This is a genomic window from Paraclostridium dentum (assembly GCF_048568265.1).
Taxonomy (GTDB): Bacteria; Bacillota; Clostridia; order Peptostreptococcales; family Peptostreptococcaceae; genus Paraclostridium; species Paraclostridium dentum.
The window spans coordinates 710,127-725,192 of sequence record NZ_CP183813.1 but is presented as its reverse complement, the minus strand read 5'-3'; the positions used below and the strand labels follow the sequence as shown (position 1 = coordinate 725,192).

16 protein-coding genes are annotated in these 15,066 nt (G+C 27.1%); 1 reads left to right on the top strand and 15 read right to left on the bottom strand.

Going from position 1 to position 15,066, the window contains the following annotated elements; genetic code table 11:
* Window positions 1-105 precede the first annotated feature (105 nt).
* The 3 genes from ACN6I1_RS03210 to ACN6I1_RS03200 form a co-directional block, all read right to left on the bottom strand.
* The gene (locus ACN6I1_RS03210) at window positions 106-879 is read right to left on the bottom strand and encodes a DnaD domain protein (protein WP_419742692.1); all 774 of its coding nucleotides are present in this window, start codon (window positions 877-879) and stop codon (window positions 106-108) included.
* Between the two features lie 1,149 nt (window positions 880-2,028).
* Complete coding sequence (locus ACN6I1_RS03205) at window positions 2,029-3,312, bottom strand: FAD-dependent oxidoreductase (protein ID WP_419742691.1); 1,284 nt, start codon at window positions 3,310-3,312, stop codon at window positions 2,029-2,031.
* 30 nt (window positions 3,313-3,342) lie between these two features.
* Window positions 3,343-4,299 carry a 2Fe-2S iron-sulfur cluster-binding protein gene (locus ACN6I1_RS03200; RefSeq protein WP_419742690.1) on the bottom strand — a complete coding sequence of 319 codons (957 nt, stop codon included), beginning with the start codon at window positions 4,297-4,299 and terminating at the stop codon, window positions 3,343-3,345.
* Window positions 4,300-4,505: 206 nt separating this feature from the next.
* Between ACN6I1_RS03200 and ACN6I1_RS03195 the strand changes: the two genes are divergently transcribed.
* Entirely contained in the window at window positions 4,506-5,177 is a 672-nt protein-coding gene (locus ACN6I1_RS03195) for a hypothetical protein (protein WP_419742689.1), read from the top strand.
* Between the two features lie 5 nt (window positions 5,178-5,182).
* Here the strand turns inward: ACN6I1_RS03195 and ACN6I1_RS03190 are convergent, their stop codons facing one another.
* From ACN6I1_RS03190 to ACN6I1_RS03135, 12 genes are all read right to left on the bottom strand, one after another.
* Window positions 5,183-5,821, bottom strand: coding sequence for a hypothetical protein (locus ACN6I1_RS03190; RefSeq protein ID WP_419742688.1), 639 nt, complete (start codon window positions 5,819-5,821; stop codon window positions 5,183-5,185).
* Window positions 5,822-6,058: 237 nt separating this feature from the next.
* Window positions 6,059-7,492 (bottom strand): leucyl aminopeptidase, encoded by a 1,434-nt coding sequence (locus ACN6I1_RS03185; protein ID WP_419742687.1) that lies wholly within the window; start codon window positions 7,490-7,492, stop codon window positions 6,059-6,061.
* A 78-nt stretch (window positions 7,493-7,570) separates the two neighbouring features.
* Window positions 7,571-8,011, bottom strand: a complete 441-nt coding sequence (locus tag ACN6I1_RS03180; RefSeq protein ID WP_150886283.1) for a MarR family winged helix-turn-helix transcriptional regulator — start codon at window positions 8,009-8,011, stop codon at window positions 7,571-7,573.
* A 235-nt stretch (window positions 8,012-8,246) separates the two neighbouring features.
* Window positions 8,247-8,678 (bottom strand): GerW family sporulation protein, encoded by a 432-nt coding sequence (locus ACN6I1_RS03175; RefSeq protein WP_419742686.1) that lies wholly within the window; start codon window positions 8,676-8,678, stop codon window positions 8,247-8,249.
* Window positions 8,632-9,291: a hypothetical protein gene (locus ACN6I1_RS03170; protein ID WP_419742685.1), complete on the bottom strand. Its 660-nt coding sequence runs from the start codon at window positions 9,289-9,291 to the stop codon at window positions 8,632-8,634. The genes ACN6I1_RS03175 and ACN6I1_RS03170 overlap by 47 nt, the downstream gene beginning before the upstream one ends.
* Before the next feature lie 87 nt (window positions 9,292-9,378).
* Window positions 9,379-9,906, bottom strand: coding sequence for an SMC-Scp complex subunit ScpB (gene scpB / locus ACN6I1_RS03165; protein ID WP_021429922.1), 528 nt, complete (start codon window positions 9,904-9,906; stop codon window positions 9,379-9,381).
* Between the two features lies 1 nt (window position 9,907).
* A complete protein-coding gene (locus tag ACN6I1_RS03160; protein WP_021429960.1) occupies window positions 9,908-10,633 on the bottom strand; it encodes a segregation and condensation protein A in 726 nt (241 codons plus the stop codon).
* Window positions 10,634-10,666: 33 nt separating this feature from the next.
* Window positions 10,667-11,260 carry a site-2 protease family protein gene (locus ACN6I1_RS03155; protein WP_021429892.1) on the bottom strand — a complete coding sequence of 198 codons (594 nt, stop codon included), beginning with the start codon at window positions 11,258-11,260 and terminating at the stop codon, window positions 10,667-10,669.
* A gap of 101 nt (window positions 11,261-11,361) precedes the next feature.
* Window positions 11,362-12,522 carry a D-alanyl-D-alanine carboxypeptidase family protein gene (locus tag ACN6I1_RS03150; protein ID WP_021429817.1) on the bottom strand — a complete coding sequence of 387 codons (1,161 nt, stop codon included), beginning with the start codon at window positions 12,520-12,522 and terminating at the stop codon, window positions 11,362-11,364.
* Window positions 12,523-12,615: 93 nt separating this feature from the next.
* Window positions 12,616-13,386 carry a helix-turn-helix domain-containing protein gene (locus tag ACN6I1_RS03145; protein WP_419742684.1) on the bottom strand — a complete coding sequence of 257 codons (771 nt, stop codon included), beginning with the start codon at window positions 13,384-13,386 and terminating at the stop codon, window positions 12,616-12,618.
* Window positions 13,387-13,484: 98 nt separating this feature from the next.
* Window positions 13,485-14,594: an ABC transporter ATP-binding protein gene (locus ACN6I1_RS03140; RefSeq protein ID WP_419742683.1), complete on the bottom strand. Its 1,110-nt coding sequence runs from the start codon at window positions 14,592-14,594 to the stop codon at window positions 13,485-13,487.
* A gap of 114 nt (window positions 14,595-14,708) precedes the next feature.
* Window positions 14,709-15,044: a YlbF family regulator gene (locus tag ACN6I1_RS03135; protein ID WP_419742682.1), complete on the bottom strand. Its 336-nt coding sequence runs from the start codon at window positions 15,042-15,044 to the stop codon at window positions 14,709-14,711.
* Between the last annotated feature and the right edge of the window lie 22 nt (window positions 15,045-15,066).

Below are 15,066 nucleotides of genomic sequence, written 5' to 3'. Positions count from 1 at the left end.
TCCATAAATCATAATTAAATATAGTTTTCTATTTTGTAAAACATCCATTCAACAATTACACCTAATCTCCCCATAAGCAAATTATTAATATCTATTGCAAGATATTTACAAAAAGTTGTTTATATTTTTTTCTATCCATTGTTTTATAATTCCATTAACATACCCTTTATTGCATCTTCCATTATCTGTTGCTATTTCTATAGCTCTTTTAAATAATCTAATATCTATAGTTTCACTAATTTCAATTAACCACTCTGCTACAATTCCATTAATAAGTCCTATATTTTGCTCATATAGTTTTGCATATTTAGATACATCTTCTTTTACACACATATCCATACCTACATCTTTATTTATGTATTTTTCTTCTTCTTTTTCTTTTTGTTTTTCTTTTTCTTCCCCATAGTGGTTATCTAAGTTGCTTTCAGTTTTAGTCATGGGTATAGATACTGTATTTAAATATTTGTCCACTTTTTTTATAGGGGTATCGATACTGTATCCATACTTATTACATTCATTTAAAAATAGATTTATTAAAGTTTGACTTTTAATTTCTTTTAACTCTTTTTCTACGCATTTTTTAACTTTTGGGCTAACTATCTTATTGTATTTAACCCAGTTATTTATAAATATCTCATTTGAAGATTTATCATAGACTATCTTTTTATAACCTTCAAATCTATCTAAAAGTTTTTCAACTGTTTCTCTGTTGTATCCTGTTTCAGTTTCTATTATTCTTCTTGGGAGTTCATAAACTCCACATTGAGTAGTTTTGCTGTTAGTCATTAGATATAAGTAGAAGTATTTTTCTTCTGGTGTTAAATCTAATACAAAACCATCTTGCCAAAAATCTATGTGTACTTGTCTGAAAACTGCCATAATATATCCCCCTGTTTTCTTAGTGAGGTGGGCGTTCGTAGTAAGTAGATTCATTTCCTTCACTGTAAAATCCTAAGTAACTCGGATTTTAACGTTTCGTCTATGAATTTACTTACTACTTCACTAACTCATAAGAAAGTTCTCGCCACCCCGTGCCTTTTTTGATTGAATACTTATTTATTATTTTTTATCCTTCACTAAAGTACTCGGACTTTAACGTTTCGTCAATAATTTTATATACTACTTCGCTATTTCTTAAGAAAAGTTATGCCGCCCCACGCCTTTTTTGTGTGTTCAAAAGATCTATATTTTTTATTATCTTCACTGGAAACCTCTAAAGATCTCGAGCTTTAACGTTTCGTCTATGAATTTATTTGCTACTTCTCTAACTCGTAAGAAAGTTCTCGCCACCCCGTGCCTTTTTTGATTGAATACTTATTTATTATTTTTTATCCTTCACTAAAGTACTCGGACTTTAACGTTTCGTCAATAATTTTATATACTACTTCGCTATTTCTTAAGAAAAGTTATGCCGCCCCACGCCTTTTTTGTGTGTTCAAAAGATCTATATTTTTTATTATCTTCACTGGAAACCTCTAAAGATCTCGAGCTTTAACGTTTCGTCTATGAATTTATTTGCTACTTCTCTAACTCGTAAGAAAATTCTCGCCACCCCCGTGCCTTTTGTGTTTGAGACTTCTTTATTATTTTGATTCTTACTTTTAACTCCTAGTTTTCTAATTACTATAGTGCTTGTCCATTTTTCAATATATTTTATTTAGTTTTAAATCTTATATAATTTCATATAAGTATATAGAGGTGATTTATATTGAAAAGTGCAACAAATACTTATACTTTATCTAAACGTTTTTCATTATCTTCTATGTTATCAATCATTGCTTTAATCTTAATTTGCATTGATATATTTGCTGATATTATTATTTTAAGTATTATAGGCTTATTGACTATTGGATGTATCAGCTTATATGATACGATACATAACTATAAGCTTTATAGTATAATACAGTTCTTTTCTTTATTTAATACAGTAGTGAGTTTTACTATTGCTGCATTAGATATTTTTTATATGCTTTAAGCTTAAATCTTTAAAATAAATAAAAGGAGATAACAAAAGTTATCTCCTTTTATTTATTTGATTATTTTTTTATTGAAAACCCCTTCTAATCCTGCATTTTTAACTCTAGTTTCTATTTCTTTTTTATCTATTGTGTAAAAACCTAAATCTTTCATTCTATTAAAGTAAATACTTCCTGCAAAAGTAAATTTTAATCTATCCGCATGTTCTTCTTTTAATTCTTGATTAGCATAAGATATAAAGTCTCCAATTGCAATATTAGTTGGTAATTGAAGTAAATACATACCTATAGCATTTCTAGCTGCATTGTGCCCAGCTAAAGATCCAGTACATATAGCTTCTGTATGACCTACAAAGAATCCACTTTTTTCTCCACCTACAAATAAGTTTTCAAGTCCTGTTACTCTCATATAGTTATCTCTTGGAGCAACTGAAAAATATCTTACTGAATTTCCCTTTCCTCCTGAGTATGGGTCTACTATTATAGCTCCCTCAAATCCTGGAATTTTTCTTAATTTTTCAAGTGGATAAAATGGTGCCATTAGTTTTGCATGACCTGTATCTATTAGAATTAAATTCTTAGCAAACTCAGGTAGTGAGTACTGTTGACAAACTTTTATATCAAGTTTTTCTGTATTTATAAGTTCTTCTGGTAAAGGGATTACAGCACAACCTTTTTCATTTAAATCTTTTTGAATTTCTTCACTTAAACTTTCTTTTAATAACTTCATAGAACCACTAAAAGCCCCTAACTCCCCTGTATTTCTTCTTCCATACATATCTTCTATTCCACACTTACTAGTTATACTAACTCTTCCTCCAAATGAAGGACATCTTAAAACACACATAGCACATCCATTACCGTACTTAGTGCAATTTCCCATAGGTCCTGAAGATCCTGTTGTTTCTACAAATGAATCTCCACTTATAATCTCTCCATCTTCTAAAACAACAGCTTTTATTTTCTTACCATCTAATTTTACATCTATAACTCTAGAGAAAAATCTTACTTCTATACCCATACTTAATATCTTTTCTCTTACAGGCTTTTCAATTTCTGTTACATTGTATATAGTTGAATGTTTGTGACCTGGAAAATCCATGTCTTTGTGTGTACTATATTTATCTGTTAATTCAAATAACTCACTTGCTCCTAAGGCTATAGCTTCTTCTGTTGCAGTATATCTACCATTATTTCTCATTATTCCTCCAACATTCCCAAGCCCTAGTAAAAGATCTGTTCTTTCTAATATAGTAACCTCTGCTCCTGCTTTCCTTGCAGATATTGCAGCTGCACAACCAGCCCATCCGCCGCCTATAACTACTACTTTTGCCACTTTAAATTCCCCCTTAAACCTAAAACAAATTTATTTTAAACTTTTTAGATAATCTCTTCCATTAATTTGAGCTTTACAAGATTTCGTTCTCTTGCCATTAATTACAACCGTACATCCGCCACATATTCCTTCTCCACATACAATTAAATTATTATTTGCTATTGAGAATCTAATATTTTCGTCAACACTATCAACTAGTTTCATGATTTCCTTATTAAAAGAATTAAATCCGCCACTATATACAAGTTCTACATTATTTCTTCTTATATAGTCTTTAATTAGCTCTTCATCTTCTTTTATATTTATGAAGTGAATATTAACATTTAACTCTTTTATTTTGTCTATAACTTCATCTAAAATAGTTCTTCTAGTGTCTACAAATACTTCTACATGATTATTATTTTTTAAGATATACTTAATTATTTTAGGTGCATTTACTTGAGATAACCCACTTAATATTACCGCTACATTACTATTTGTTGTAAGTTTAAACTCCTTAAGTCCTAATACCCCATTTAAGTATGGACCTCTTACCCATACTTTATCAAAACTTAATAACGATTTAGTCTTATGTCCAACCTCTTTAATTATTACTTTTAAAATTTCATTTTCAACATCTATATCCATAACAGATATAGGTACATTGTATCTTGAGTCAATTTGGTCTTTGCATCTTAATAATATATAAGAACCAGGATTTAATAGTTCTTCTAATAAAATTTTAGGCGTTCTTATCTCTAGTAAGTATATATCCTCTTTTAATTCTTTTTTTGTTATAACATCACACAAAACATCTTGCTTTTCATTGCAAGCTACATTTCGATTATGTTGCAATTCATTGTATACACAAACCCCCTGCCAAATACAATCACACGTTTTACTGCCTTGTATTAAACTACATTGAATACAATCTCCTGAATATGCTAAATGACACGGACAATATTTGCTTCCGCAGTCAGCACATGGTTGTATGCTTATTCTTTTCAAAAGACCACTTCCTTTGGATGATTTTTTAAATGTCTAATTTTTAACTGCTATAATATTAATTTATTATCTAATTTTTATTTTGTTACAATTAAATATTTATATAAATTTTTAAAAACTATATATCATAACTACTACTTTGGAATATAATGTATAAAAGGACATGATTACATATTTAAACTTGCTTATAAATAGTTAGGGGGGAGTTTATGAATTCTAATTTTGTTTTTTCTAATGAACATTTAATCATTCTACTTTTTGTAGCTATATTCTTATTCTTATTGCCTAAGCTAACCAAAAACTTACTTCCATACAGCTATTTAGTAGAAAAAATTATATGCCTATCATTTGTATTCATAATTATATTAGAACAAATATGTTTAATTTCTTTAGGAAGTTATAATGTTTTTTACACACTTCCAATAAACATAACAAGCATAACAATATATTTGTGTATCGCTATTTTACTTTTAAAAAAATATCATCTATTTAATGTATTTTTCTCATGGAGTATAGTTTGTTCTATAGGCGACTTAATATTTTTTAAAGATTTATATTTTGAGTTTCCACATATTCTTTATTTCTTTTATATAGCATCTAGATTATTACTTTTATATTCTTTAGTTTATTTAGTTGGAGTCAGAAAATTTTATGTAAATTCTAGGTGCATAGTAGATAATATAAAAGCATGTTCTTTATTTTTCTTATTTACTTTTTTATTAAATCACTTCACTAATGCTCATTATGATTATAGTTTTTCAAATGCTAATTTTTATAGCATATTATTATTCACATTTATTACATCTTTAATTTATTTACCTACGTTAATTAAAGATAACAATAGTATTGATTTTAAATTTAAACGAAAAAATAAGTTATAAGAGTATTAAATAGTACTCTTATAACTTATTTTTTTATCTATATTCTTTTTATTTTTTTTTACTATATAAGAACTTATAAAAAACATTCCTATGAAAATTAATCCTATAAAAATCATACTAATTTTCCCATTTTCTAAGATTTTGTTTTTCCATATAAAAATTGGAATTATTAAAATCAATGCACTAATATTATATAAAACTTTATATTTAAGTGGCTCTTCTTCTAAACCATACTTTTCTGATCTATAAAGCTTTAGATATGTTAATACAATTGAAATAAAAAAAGCCCCAATTAATATATATACAAAATATTTGCTAACTAATGGTTTGTCTAAGATCAAGTCGCAAAACAATGCCATTATTGCTATTACTAATGAAAGCTTTTTGATAGTTTCTAAGTACACAGCATAAACAGGTGTATTTATTATATAATCTTGACATATAGTATCACAAAACTCCCTAGGATTAACTATATATTTCTCTAAGCTAGTATTTTTGTTACTTAAGTTTATATACAAATTATAAACCTTTTGACTTATATCTCTTTTATGAATTTCAAGCATCTTTAAATTTCTTATATACTTTACCATACCAGTGTAAATAATAAAATTTTCATCTTTAAAACTCTTTTCTTTATCCCCCATAAATTCACCCCACTGAATTTAAAATATTTATATATATATTAATTATATCACATATAAACTATCTTTTTTCTTAATTTTCAGATTAATAAACAAAAAACTTACTTCTTACATTTTTAAAAAAAAACTCGCCACTAGGCGAGTAAATATATACTTTAGTATGTAAGAAGAAAATTTAAAATCTTAGGTTAATTTAATTATACCACAATTTACCTAGATTGTACTAACTTAAGAAATCTTTTAAATTAATTTTGTTAAATTATATAAAGTTCTTGCTCCTTCTCCTGTAGCTCCTTTAGATTTATATCCACTTTCTTTAGAACTAACACTAGTTCCTGCTATATCCATATGAATCCAAGGAGTATCTCCTACAAATTCACCTATAAATAATCCAGCAGTTATACACCCGCCATCTCTACCAGGACTATTGTTTAAATCAGCTTGCTTCCCTTTTAAAACTTTTTTATATTCATCAAACACTGGCATTCTCCAGATTTTTTCACCTGATGTTTTTGCTGCTTCATCTAATAAAGTATAGAACTCTTCATTATTAGTTAATACAGGTGTTGCAACATCTCCAAGGGCTACTACAGCGGCTCCTGTTAATGTAGCTATGTCTACAACTTTATTAGCTTTTTCTTTGTTTATAGCATAATAAACAGCATCTATTAAAGTTAATCTACCTTCTGCATCTGTGTTTAAAATTTCTATTGTCTTTTTGCCCATTGAATTTATTATATCTCCTGGCTTATATGCATTTCCAGAAATTAAATTCTCACAAGCAGCTACTACAGCTATAACATTTTTATTAAGTTTAGCTTTTGCGATACCACACATAGCTCCAATTACAGCTCCTGCTCCACCCATGTCTGTTTTCATATCAACCATAGAGTTTGTAGGTTTTATAGAGTATCCACCTGAATCGTATGTTAATCCTTTTCCAACTAAACCTAATACATCTTCACTATTTTTATCTCCAAAGTATCTCATAACTATAAGTTTAGGCTCTTTATCAGAACCCTTAGCTACTGCTAAGAATGCATCCATTCCTAAATTTTCAATTTCTTGCTTACCATATATCTCTGTTTCAAAGCCAAACGTTTTGCCTAATTCTACAACTTCATAACCTAGAGTTGCTGGGTATATAACATTTGCTGGTTCATTCACTAGGCTTCTTGATACTAATGTCATTTGTGCAAGTAATTCACCTTCATTTATACTATCTCTGAAGCTTTCATTTAAGCCTAAATTTATTACTATTTCTTTATCAGTTCCATTACTTTTAATATACTTAGTAAAATCATATGCCCCTAATTCAAGACCTTCTACTAAAGCTTTTACATGATCTTTATTTAAGTACTCTTCTATATTTAAAAAACTTACCTTTTTAGATTTCATTTTTTTCAATTTTCTTGATATATCTCCACCAATGTTTCTTATTTCATCCATAGATAAGTTTTCATCATTTCCTAATCCAACAAACATTACGTTTAAAAATTTATCTTCTGTATATATTTTATTTAATTCTATATTACAACAAGTAGGCTCAAACTCTTCTTTTAAAGCTTCTAAAGCCTTTTCTTTAAATACAACTCTTTTATTGCTGCCTATAAAAAATATACTTAAATCATTTTCTTGTATCAAATTTTTTTCATTTGCAATCTTTATACTCATAATATACCTCCAAATAAATTTATAATAGATACTTACCCACTTTATAAATATCTACACTATAAATTTATTCTACATAGGCTATATTATTTCTTTCATTATATTAATAGTTTTTTGTAAACTTTCTTCAAGTTCTTTTTTCTTTTGTAAATCTAACTTATCTATTTTATCATTTACTATCTGCATAAACTTTTCTATTTCTGTATTAACTACAACTTCACCTTCTTCTGTTATACCGTAGAAAGTGTTTCTTCTATCTTTAGAATCTTCTTCTCTATAAACATATCCTAACTCTACTAACTTGTTTAAAAGTATACATAAGCTAGATGTTGAAACATATAACTCTTTACTTAAATTCTTTAATTCTATTTTTTCACGCTTTTGAATTTCAACTAAAGTAAAAAATTGTTTCTTTGTTAATACTTTACCTTTTTTGTATCTATCAGTATTTGTTGCTTTAATTAAATTTTGATAATTATTCATACTATGTATCAATAATTTTGATATTTCTTTATTTTCCATATGCTCACCTCTCCTATAGTTTAAAACCCTGCCAGTTTAATTTAACCCTAAAAATTAACTTGCCTTATATGTATTATACTATTGTTTTTCTAATTTTTTAAGTAACAAATGATTAAATTGTAAAATATTTTTAAAAAAATTCACTTCATTCATGTCGCCAACGACTTTGTCCGTTGCTCAAAAATAAAAGCTATAGAAATTAATTAACCTTTTTCTATAGCTTTTATTCTTTATTTTAACATTCTTTATTATCCTTGTTTTCACAATCATTATTTTTTAGTTTTTGAATTTTTTCTAGTATTTTAGGTGTAACACTTAATATATTGTCAACCATATTTATATTATGATCTAAACTCATAAGTCTTGTTTCTCCATTTTCAACTACTACAAATGCTACTGGTTGAAGTGATATCGCACCTGCACTTCCTCCTGCAAAGTTTGAATCATCTGTATTTTGTACTTCTTTTTTTTCACTTTGTTTTTCACATTGCCCTCTTGAATACTCTCCTCCACCTATACCAAATCCTATTGTTACTTTAGATATAGGAACTACTACAGTTGTTTCTGTTCTAATTGGATCTCCAATAATAGTATTTGCGTCAATAGTTGTCCTAATTGAATCAAGAGTTGTATCCATTATACTCTTTATTGAACTTGCCGATCTCATCCACTTCACACTCCTCATTATATTTTACTTTTTTATATATTTTTATATCAATATATATTTTATAAACTCCCTTAATTAAAACTACTATATCCTTCATGGTAGGTCTTATATGTAAAACACCTTTATACTTTATGAAGTTTTGAGTATAGCAGGGTGTTACTTTTAAATACATTTTTTCTGAATCAAAATAATTACTTACATTTCCATATAAAATATTTATTAAGACATATATAAAAGAAGTAAAATTTATATTTTCACTTCCATATGATAAATTAGAATATACTTCGCTTACTTCAACCTTTCTAACAATTCTATATAAAGCTAGTAAATTTTCTAATTGAATCATTTGTAATTTAACTTTTTTAGATTTACTTTTACTCTCCTTATTTTTTTTATTTTTCTTTTCTTCTTTCGGTTTACTTATAGGATAGACTGTTTTTGTTATATTGATTAAATTAAAAAAGTATCTAAGTGATACCCTTATCTCTGTATTTTTATTATCTATATCAGCTGTTACGATTACATGAATCCTACTATTTAAAATAAAAAATAGAATTGGTATTCCTACTACAATAGAAATAAATAAAATACTCATTAAATCTTTATAGTTCATATTTATATTATTTTCCATTTTTTCAAAAGTATGCAAAAAAATAGTAGATGATAAATAAATATTTTATCTCATCTACTATTTTAAGATTTATTCGTTTTCATATTTTTCTATAGATGGTAAATCCTCTAACTTTTCTATATTTAGTAATTTTAAAAACTCATTAGTAGTTTTATAAATTATAGGCTTACCAATTCTATCTAGTCTTCCCGCTTCATATATAAGGTCATTTTCAAGAAGTGTTTGTACGACCTTATCACTTTTAACACCTCTTATTTCTTCTATTTCAACCTTTGTTATAGGTTGCTTATATGCGATAATTGTTAAAGTTTCTAAAGTTGCTTGACTTAAAGTTTTCTTTCTTTTTGGTTCTAATATATTTTTTACAAACTCTGCGTAATCTTTATTTGTACACATTTGATATTTATCTTGTAATTTAATAATTTGAATACCCCTGTTGTTTTCTTTATAATCTTCAATTAAGCTATTTAACATTATCTCAATTTCTTTAGAAGAAAGTTCTTCATTTATAGCATTATTTAAATCCTTTATGCTTATAGGTTCGCTATATGCAAACATTATAGCTTCTATAATATTTTTTATTTCATCACGTCTCATATTAACTCTCCATATTCCTCTTTATTAAGATATCTTCAAAGAATAAGTCTTGAACAACCATTATTTCATTTGTTTTTATAAGTTCTAAAACCGATAAAAAAGTTGCTATTATTTCATCTTTTTCATATGTATCTATAAGATTTGTAAACCTTATATTTTCTTTTTCTTTCATGATATCTCTAACATAGTGCATCTTTTCTTCTACAGATATAATACGAGTTCTAACAATTTTGTTTAACTTTTCATCTTTTACTTCTTCTAATTCATCTTTTTTTACTTTCAATATATGAGGAAGTATTTTTACTATAGAGTCTAGAGATATAGTTTCTAAATCTAAATTTTCTTCAACTACTACCTCTTCTTTCTTTCTATAAAATACATCTTCTATGTAAGTAACATTACTTTTTAAATCTTCTGTAGCATTTTTAAACTTTTTATACTCCACAAGCTTTTCCATAAGTTCAAGTCTAGGATCTTCCTCTTCTTCATCATTTCTTTGCTTGTATAGTAAGTATTTAGATTTTATTTGTAAAAGCTTCGATGCCATTATTATAAATTCACTTGCTATTTCTAAATCAAATTCTTCAAGCATATCTAAGTATGCTAAATATTGTTTAGTTATCTCTATTATAGATATATCCTTTATATCTATTTTATGCTTTGCTATAAGATCATATAAAAGATCTAGAGGTCCTTCATATACCTTAAGTTGTACACTATATTTCATAAATTACCTCGGTTTTTAGTATAAATTTACCATTTAAATTATAAATGTAGCCACTATACTATATAATACATTTACTATAGGATTTAATATTATTAAATGGAAATTAGTTAATATTAAAAGTATAAATATAAATGTACTCATACTTTCATACTTATAAGCAACATCATAATATTTAAGTGGTATAAATGTAGATATTATTCCCCATCCATCAAGTGGTGGCAATGGTAATAGGTTAAATGCTGCAAATCCTATACAATACGAAACTATAGCATTAAATATAATTAATATTGCTTCAATATTAGCAAATCTCATAAGGTTTGCAAATATTATAGCAGTCAACAGGTTAAATGCTGGCCCTGCTAAAGAAACTATTAAATTCCCAACCTTATAATTTTTAAAATTATTTGGATTTACAGGAACTGGCTTTGCCCACCCAAATCTTGCAATTATAAGCATTATAAGTCCTAATGGATCCAGATGTTTTAATGGATCTAACGTCATTCTTCCGCTCATTTTTGCAGTATCATCTCCTAAAAGATGAGCTACATATGCATGTCCAAATTCATGAACAGATATAGCAACTGCTATTCCTACTGCAGTTACCAAAAACTGACTTAACATATTCATTCAATTTTCTCCTATTTTTTAAGTTTTAATATTATTATAACAATATCTATGTTTATAATCAAATTAGATTAATAAAAAAAGACCTAGTTTATCTAGGCCTTTTAAAACATGTTATCTATTACTCTTTCAAACATTCTAAAGTAACTTGCTTTATTTATATCTTTTTCATTTACAAGATCAACTTTACCTACTTGATTGTTTCCTTTATAAATGTTTATAGTTCCTAATTTAGTACCTTTTTTAACTGGCATTTTTATATTTTCACAAACTTGTATCTTTTTAGTAAAATCTTTGCTTTCACCTTTTTTGATAAGAGCTGTTAAATCTTCTTTTGCAACTAAGTTAACTTTGTTTTCTTCAGCTTTATCTAATTTTAGTGTAGCTATAGCATCTCCTCTAGAACATAATTTAACACTTTCATAGTTTGCAAATCCATAACTTAAAAGAGATGATGCATCTTTAAATCTTTCTTGTGTTGTAGGTGCTCCTAAAGTTGCTGCTACTAAATGTGTCTCTCCTCTTTTAGCTGATGCAGATAAACAGTATTTTGCTTCTTGAGTAAATCCTGTTTTTACACCAGTTGCTCCTTGATAGTGTTTAATCATTTTATTAGTATTAGCAAGACCTATAGATACTTGCTTTTTACCAACAACTATTTTGTCCATCCAAGTTGTCAAATATTTAGTTATTTTTTCATGCTTTAATAATTCTTTAGACATTAAAGCTATATCATGTGCTGATGTGTAGTGATTGTCTACTGGTAATCCATTAGTGTTAGCAAAATGAGTATCTTTCATTCCCAATTCTTTTGCTTTATCATTCATCATACCAACAAACTCTTCTTCACTTCCTCCTATGAACTCAGCCATAGCTACACATGCATCGTTTGCAGAAGCAACTGCGATACCTTTTAGTAAATCATCAACCTTTTGAGTTTCTCCTGGTTCTAAGAAAATCTGACTTCCACCCATTTCCGATGCTCTTTCACTTATTTGAACCTGGTCATCTAACTTTATCTTTCCACTATCTAAAGCTTCAACTGCAAGTAACATTGTCATTACTTTTGTAACACTTGCTGGAGGAAGTTTCTCATGTGAATTTTTTTCAAATAATATTTGTCCACTTCCTACATCCATTAGTATAGCTGATTTAGATGATAATTCCATAGATGTATTAGCTTTTTTATCATCTGCAAAAGCTGTAAAGCTAAAAGACATAAAAACCATCATAATAGCTAAAACTACACTAGTAAATCGTCTCATTAATTTCACCTCTTGATGTTTTATTTGATACTATTTTTTCACATTTTGCCTAAATTTATGCGAGTATTTTAATAAACATCAATTATATGGTTTTTATATGGTTTTGTTTACCAAATAATTCTTTACAATTATATAGTATATGCAAGCTTCATTAAAGTTTTTTATATCCATCCCCAATATATCTTTAATTTTTTCTAGTCTATATATTAACGTATTTCTATGCAAATATATATTGTTAGATGTCTTGGATATGTTAAATCCATTTTCTATAAAAGCTATTCCCGTTTCTAAAACTAAATTATCTATCTTATCAATTAAATTATAATCAAATAAATTTTTATATATAATATCAGTTCCACATAGCTCAATCATGTTGTATAAAGCTAAATCAAATATATCAAAATATTTTCTATCACTATTTTCAATTGCTATGTATTTTTTTAATTTTTTAGTCAAATCTAGCTTAATATCAAACTCATCTTTACTTTTAATTTGCCCTAAATTTATTATGTATGTCTTTTCATAGGATTCAGTCTCTATGATTTGAGGAGTATCCTTATTTATTAAGTCTATATTATTTGTATTTAATATAAAATTCCCTTTATAGTTTACTATATTAACATCTTCATATAGAGTAGTTAAAATCTCATTTAATAAAGTCTTATTTACATTCTTTTGATATATCAAATAAAAATTGCCTTTTAAATTATTAATATTATTCTCTTCTATAAGTTCAATAACATACTTTCGATTGTCCCAAACTACAACTTGATGATTTTCTTTTAAAATATCATTTTTATTATATTTGTATAAATTAATCTTTTTCCCCAATTGACTTTCAAAAAACTCTATTAAATCCTTCACCATCCCACCTCTTATTTTTTAGTTTACTTATATCTATTATAAAACAAAAGCTGAGAAACCAAAATATACTCTTAGTTTCTCAGCTTTTAAATAGTTTACTATCTTATTGCATTAGTAGTTTCTTTATCAAATAGATGAACTTTATTTTTATCTAGAGCTAATTTTAAGTTCTGACCGTATTTAACATTGTATCTTGAATCAAATCTTGAAGTTATACTCTTACCTCCAACAGTTAAGTATGCATATACTTCTGCCCCCATAAGCTCACTTATTTCTACTGTAGCATTAAATATTGTATCTTGGCTGTTATCTATAAATATATCTTCTATATGAATGTCTTCTGGTCTTATTCCTAATACAACTTCTTTACCTATATAACCATTTTTCTTTAATATATCTGCTTTTGTTTTGTCTAACGCTACTTTAAACTCTTTAGCATTTGCAAAAACAACATCATTTTCTTCAGATATATTGCAATCTATTAAGTTCATTTGAGGAGCTCCTATAAATCCTGCAACGAACATATTATCTGGATTATCATATACATGTTGTGGAGTATCTATTTGTTGAATAACTCCGTCTTTCATTATAACTATTCTATCAGCCATAGTCATAGCTTCTACTTGGTCATGTGTTACATATATGAATGTTGTTCCAAGCTTTTTGTGTAATTTTGTAATTTCTGTTCTCATTGCAGTTCTAAGCTTAGCATCTAAGTTTGATAGTGGTTCATCCATTAAGAACACCTTAGGATTTCTTACTATCGCTCTTCCTAGCGCAACCCTTTGTCTTTGTCCACCTGATAATGCCTTTGGTTTTCTATCTAAGACTTTTTCTAAGTCTAGTATTCTTGCAGCTTCTCTAACTTTAGAGTCTATTTCAGCTTTTGGCATCTTTCTTAGTTTAAGTGCAAATGCCATATTTTCATATACGCTTAGATGCGGATATAATGCATAGTTTTGGAAAACCATAGCTATATCTCTATCTTTTGGTGCTACATCGTTTACTATTTTATTTCCTATATATAACTCCCCTGATGATATTTCCTCAAGACCAGCTATCATTCTAAGTGTTGTAGACTTTCCACAACCAGATGGCCCTACTAAAACAACAAATTCTTTATCGTCTATATCTATATTTACATCTTTTACAGCTTCATAACCATTATCGTACGACTTCCCTATATTTTTTAAAATTACCTCTGCCATTTTTAATCTCCCCCAAACCATATTTAATATAGTTTAAGTATATATTAAAAACGTTTTCACATATATAGTCATATTGTCTAAATAATTTCATTCAATTTGTACAAGAAGTCTTGTTTATTTGTAATCTTCATATACTGCCGATGCTAAAATTTTATTTATTTTATCCATCATTGTTGTAAATTTTTGTTCACATTCTAAATAAATTTTTAAATCTTTATTAGCAGATATTTGCTTCTTTAAATCCTGTGACATCTTTAATGTTTTACTATCTAATTTTACTCCTCTTAATTTTTTCGATCTTATATCCATTTCAATTTTTTTATGATTATTTAAAATTAATTCATAGTTTGGATTAGATCTTACGACTTTCATATGCTTTCTAAACTCTTTATACTCTTTACTGTCCTTTATATCACTTGCAAGTTTTGTAGTACTTTCATATACCCCCATGCTTTTCCTCCTAAAAAAAAGA

Excerpts from the sequence above, each read along its gene's own strand:
- ACN6I1_RS03155 (WP_021429892.1), bottom strand. The coding sequence starts at position 11,260 with ATGAATATGTTAAGTCAGTTTTTGGTAACTGCAGTAGGAATAGCAGTT.
- ACN6I1_RS03150 (WP_021429817.1), bottom strand. The coding sequence starts at position 12,522 with ATGAGACGATTTACTAGTGTAGTTTTAGCTATTATGATGGTTTTTATG.
- ACN6I1_RS03135 (WP_419742682.1), bottom strand. The coding sequence starts at position 15,044 with ATGGGGGTATATGAAAGTACTACAAAACTTGCAAGTGATATAAAGGAC.
- ACN6I1_RS03190 (WP_419742688.1), bottom strand. The coding sequence starts at position 5,821 with ATGGGGGATAAAGAAAAGAGTTTTAAAGATGAAAATTTTATTATTTAC.
- ACN6I1_RS03195 (WP_419742689.1), top strand. The coding sequence starts at position 4,506 with ATGAATTCTAATTTTGTTTTTTCTAATGAACATTTAATCATTCTACTT.
- ACN6I1_RS03170 (WP_419742685.1), bottom strand. The coding sequence starts at position 9,291 with ATGAACTATAAAGATTTAATGAGTATTTTATTTATTTCTATTGTAGTA.
- ACN6I1_RS03175 (WP_419742686.1), bottom strand. The coding sequence starts at position 8,678 with ATGAGATCGGCAAGTTCAATAAAGAGTATAATGGATACAACTCTTGAT.
- ACN6I1_RS03140 (WP_419742683.1), bottom strand. The coding sequence starts at position 14,594 with ATGGCAGAGGTAATTTTAAAAAATATAGGGAAGTCGTACGATAATGGT.
- ACN6I1_RS03160 (WP_021429960.1), bottom strand. The coding sequence starts at position 10,633 with ATGAAATATAGTGTACAACTTAAGGTATATGAAGGACCTCTAGATCTT.
- ACN6I1_RS03180 (WP_150886283.1), bottom strand. The coding sequence starts at position 8,011 with ATGGAAAATAAAGAAATATCAAAATTATTGATACATAGTATGAATAAT.
- scpB (WP_021429922.1), bottom strand. The coding sequence starts at position 9,906 with ATGAGACGTGATGAAATAAAAAATATTATAGAAGCTATAATGTTTGCA.
- ACN6I1_RS03185 (WP_419742687.1), bottom strand. The coding sequence starts at position 7,492 with ATGAGTATAAAGATTGCAAATGAAAAAAATTTGATACAAGAAAATGAT.
- ACN6I1_RS03210 (WP_419742692.1), bottom strand. The coding sequence starts at position 879 with ATGGCAGTTTTCAGACAAGTACACATAGATTTTTGGCAAGATGGTTTT.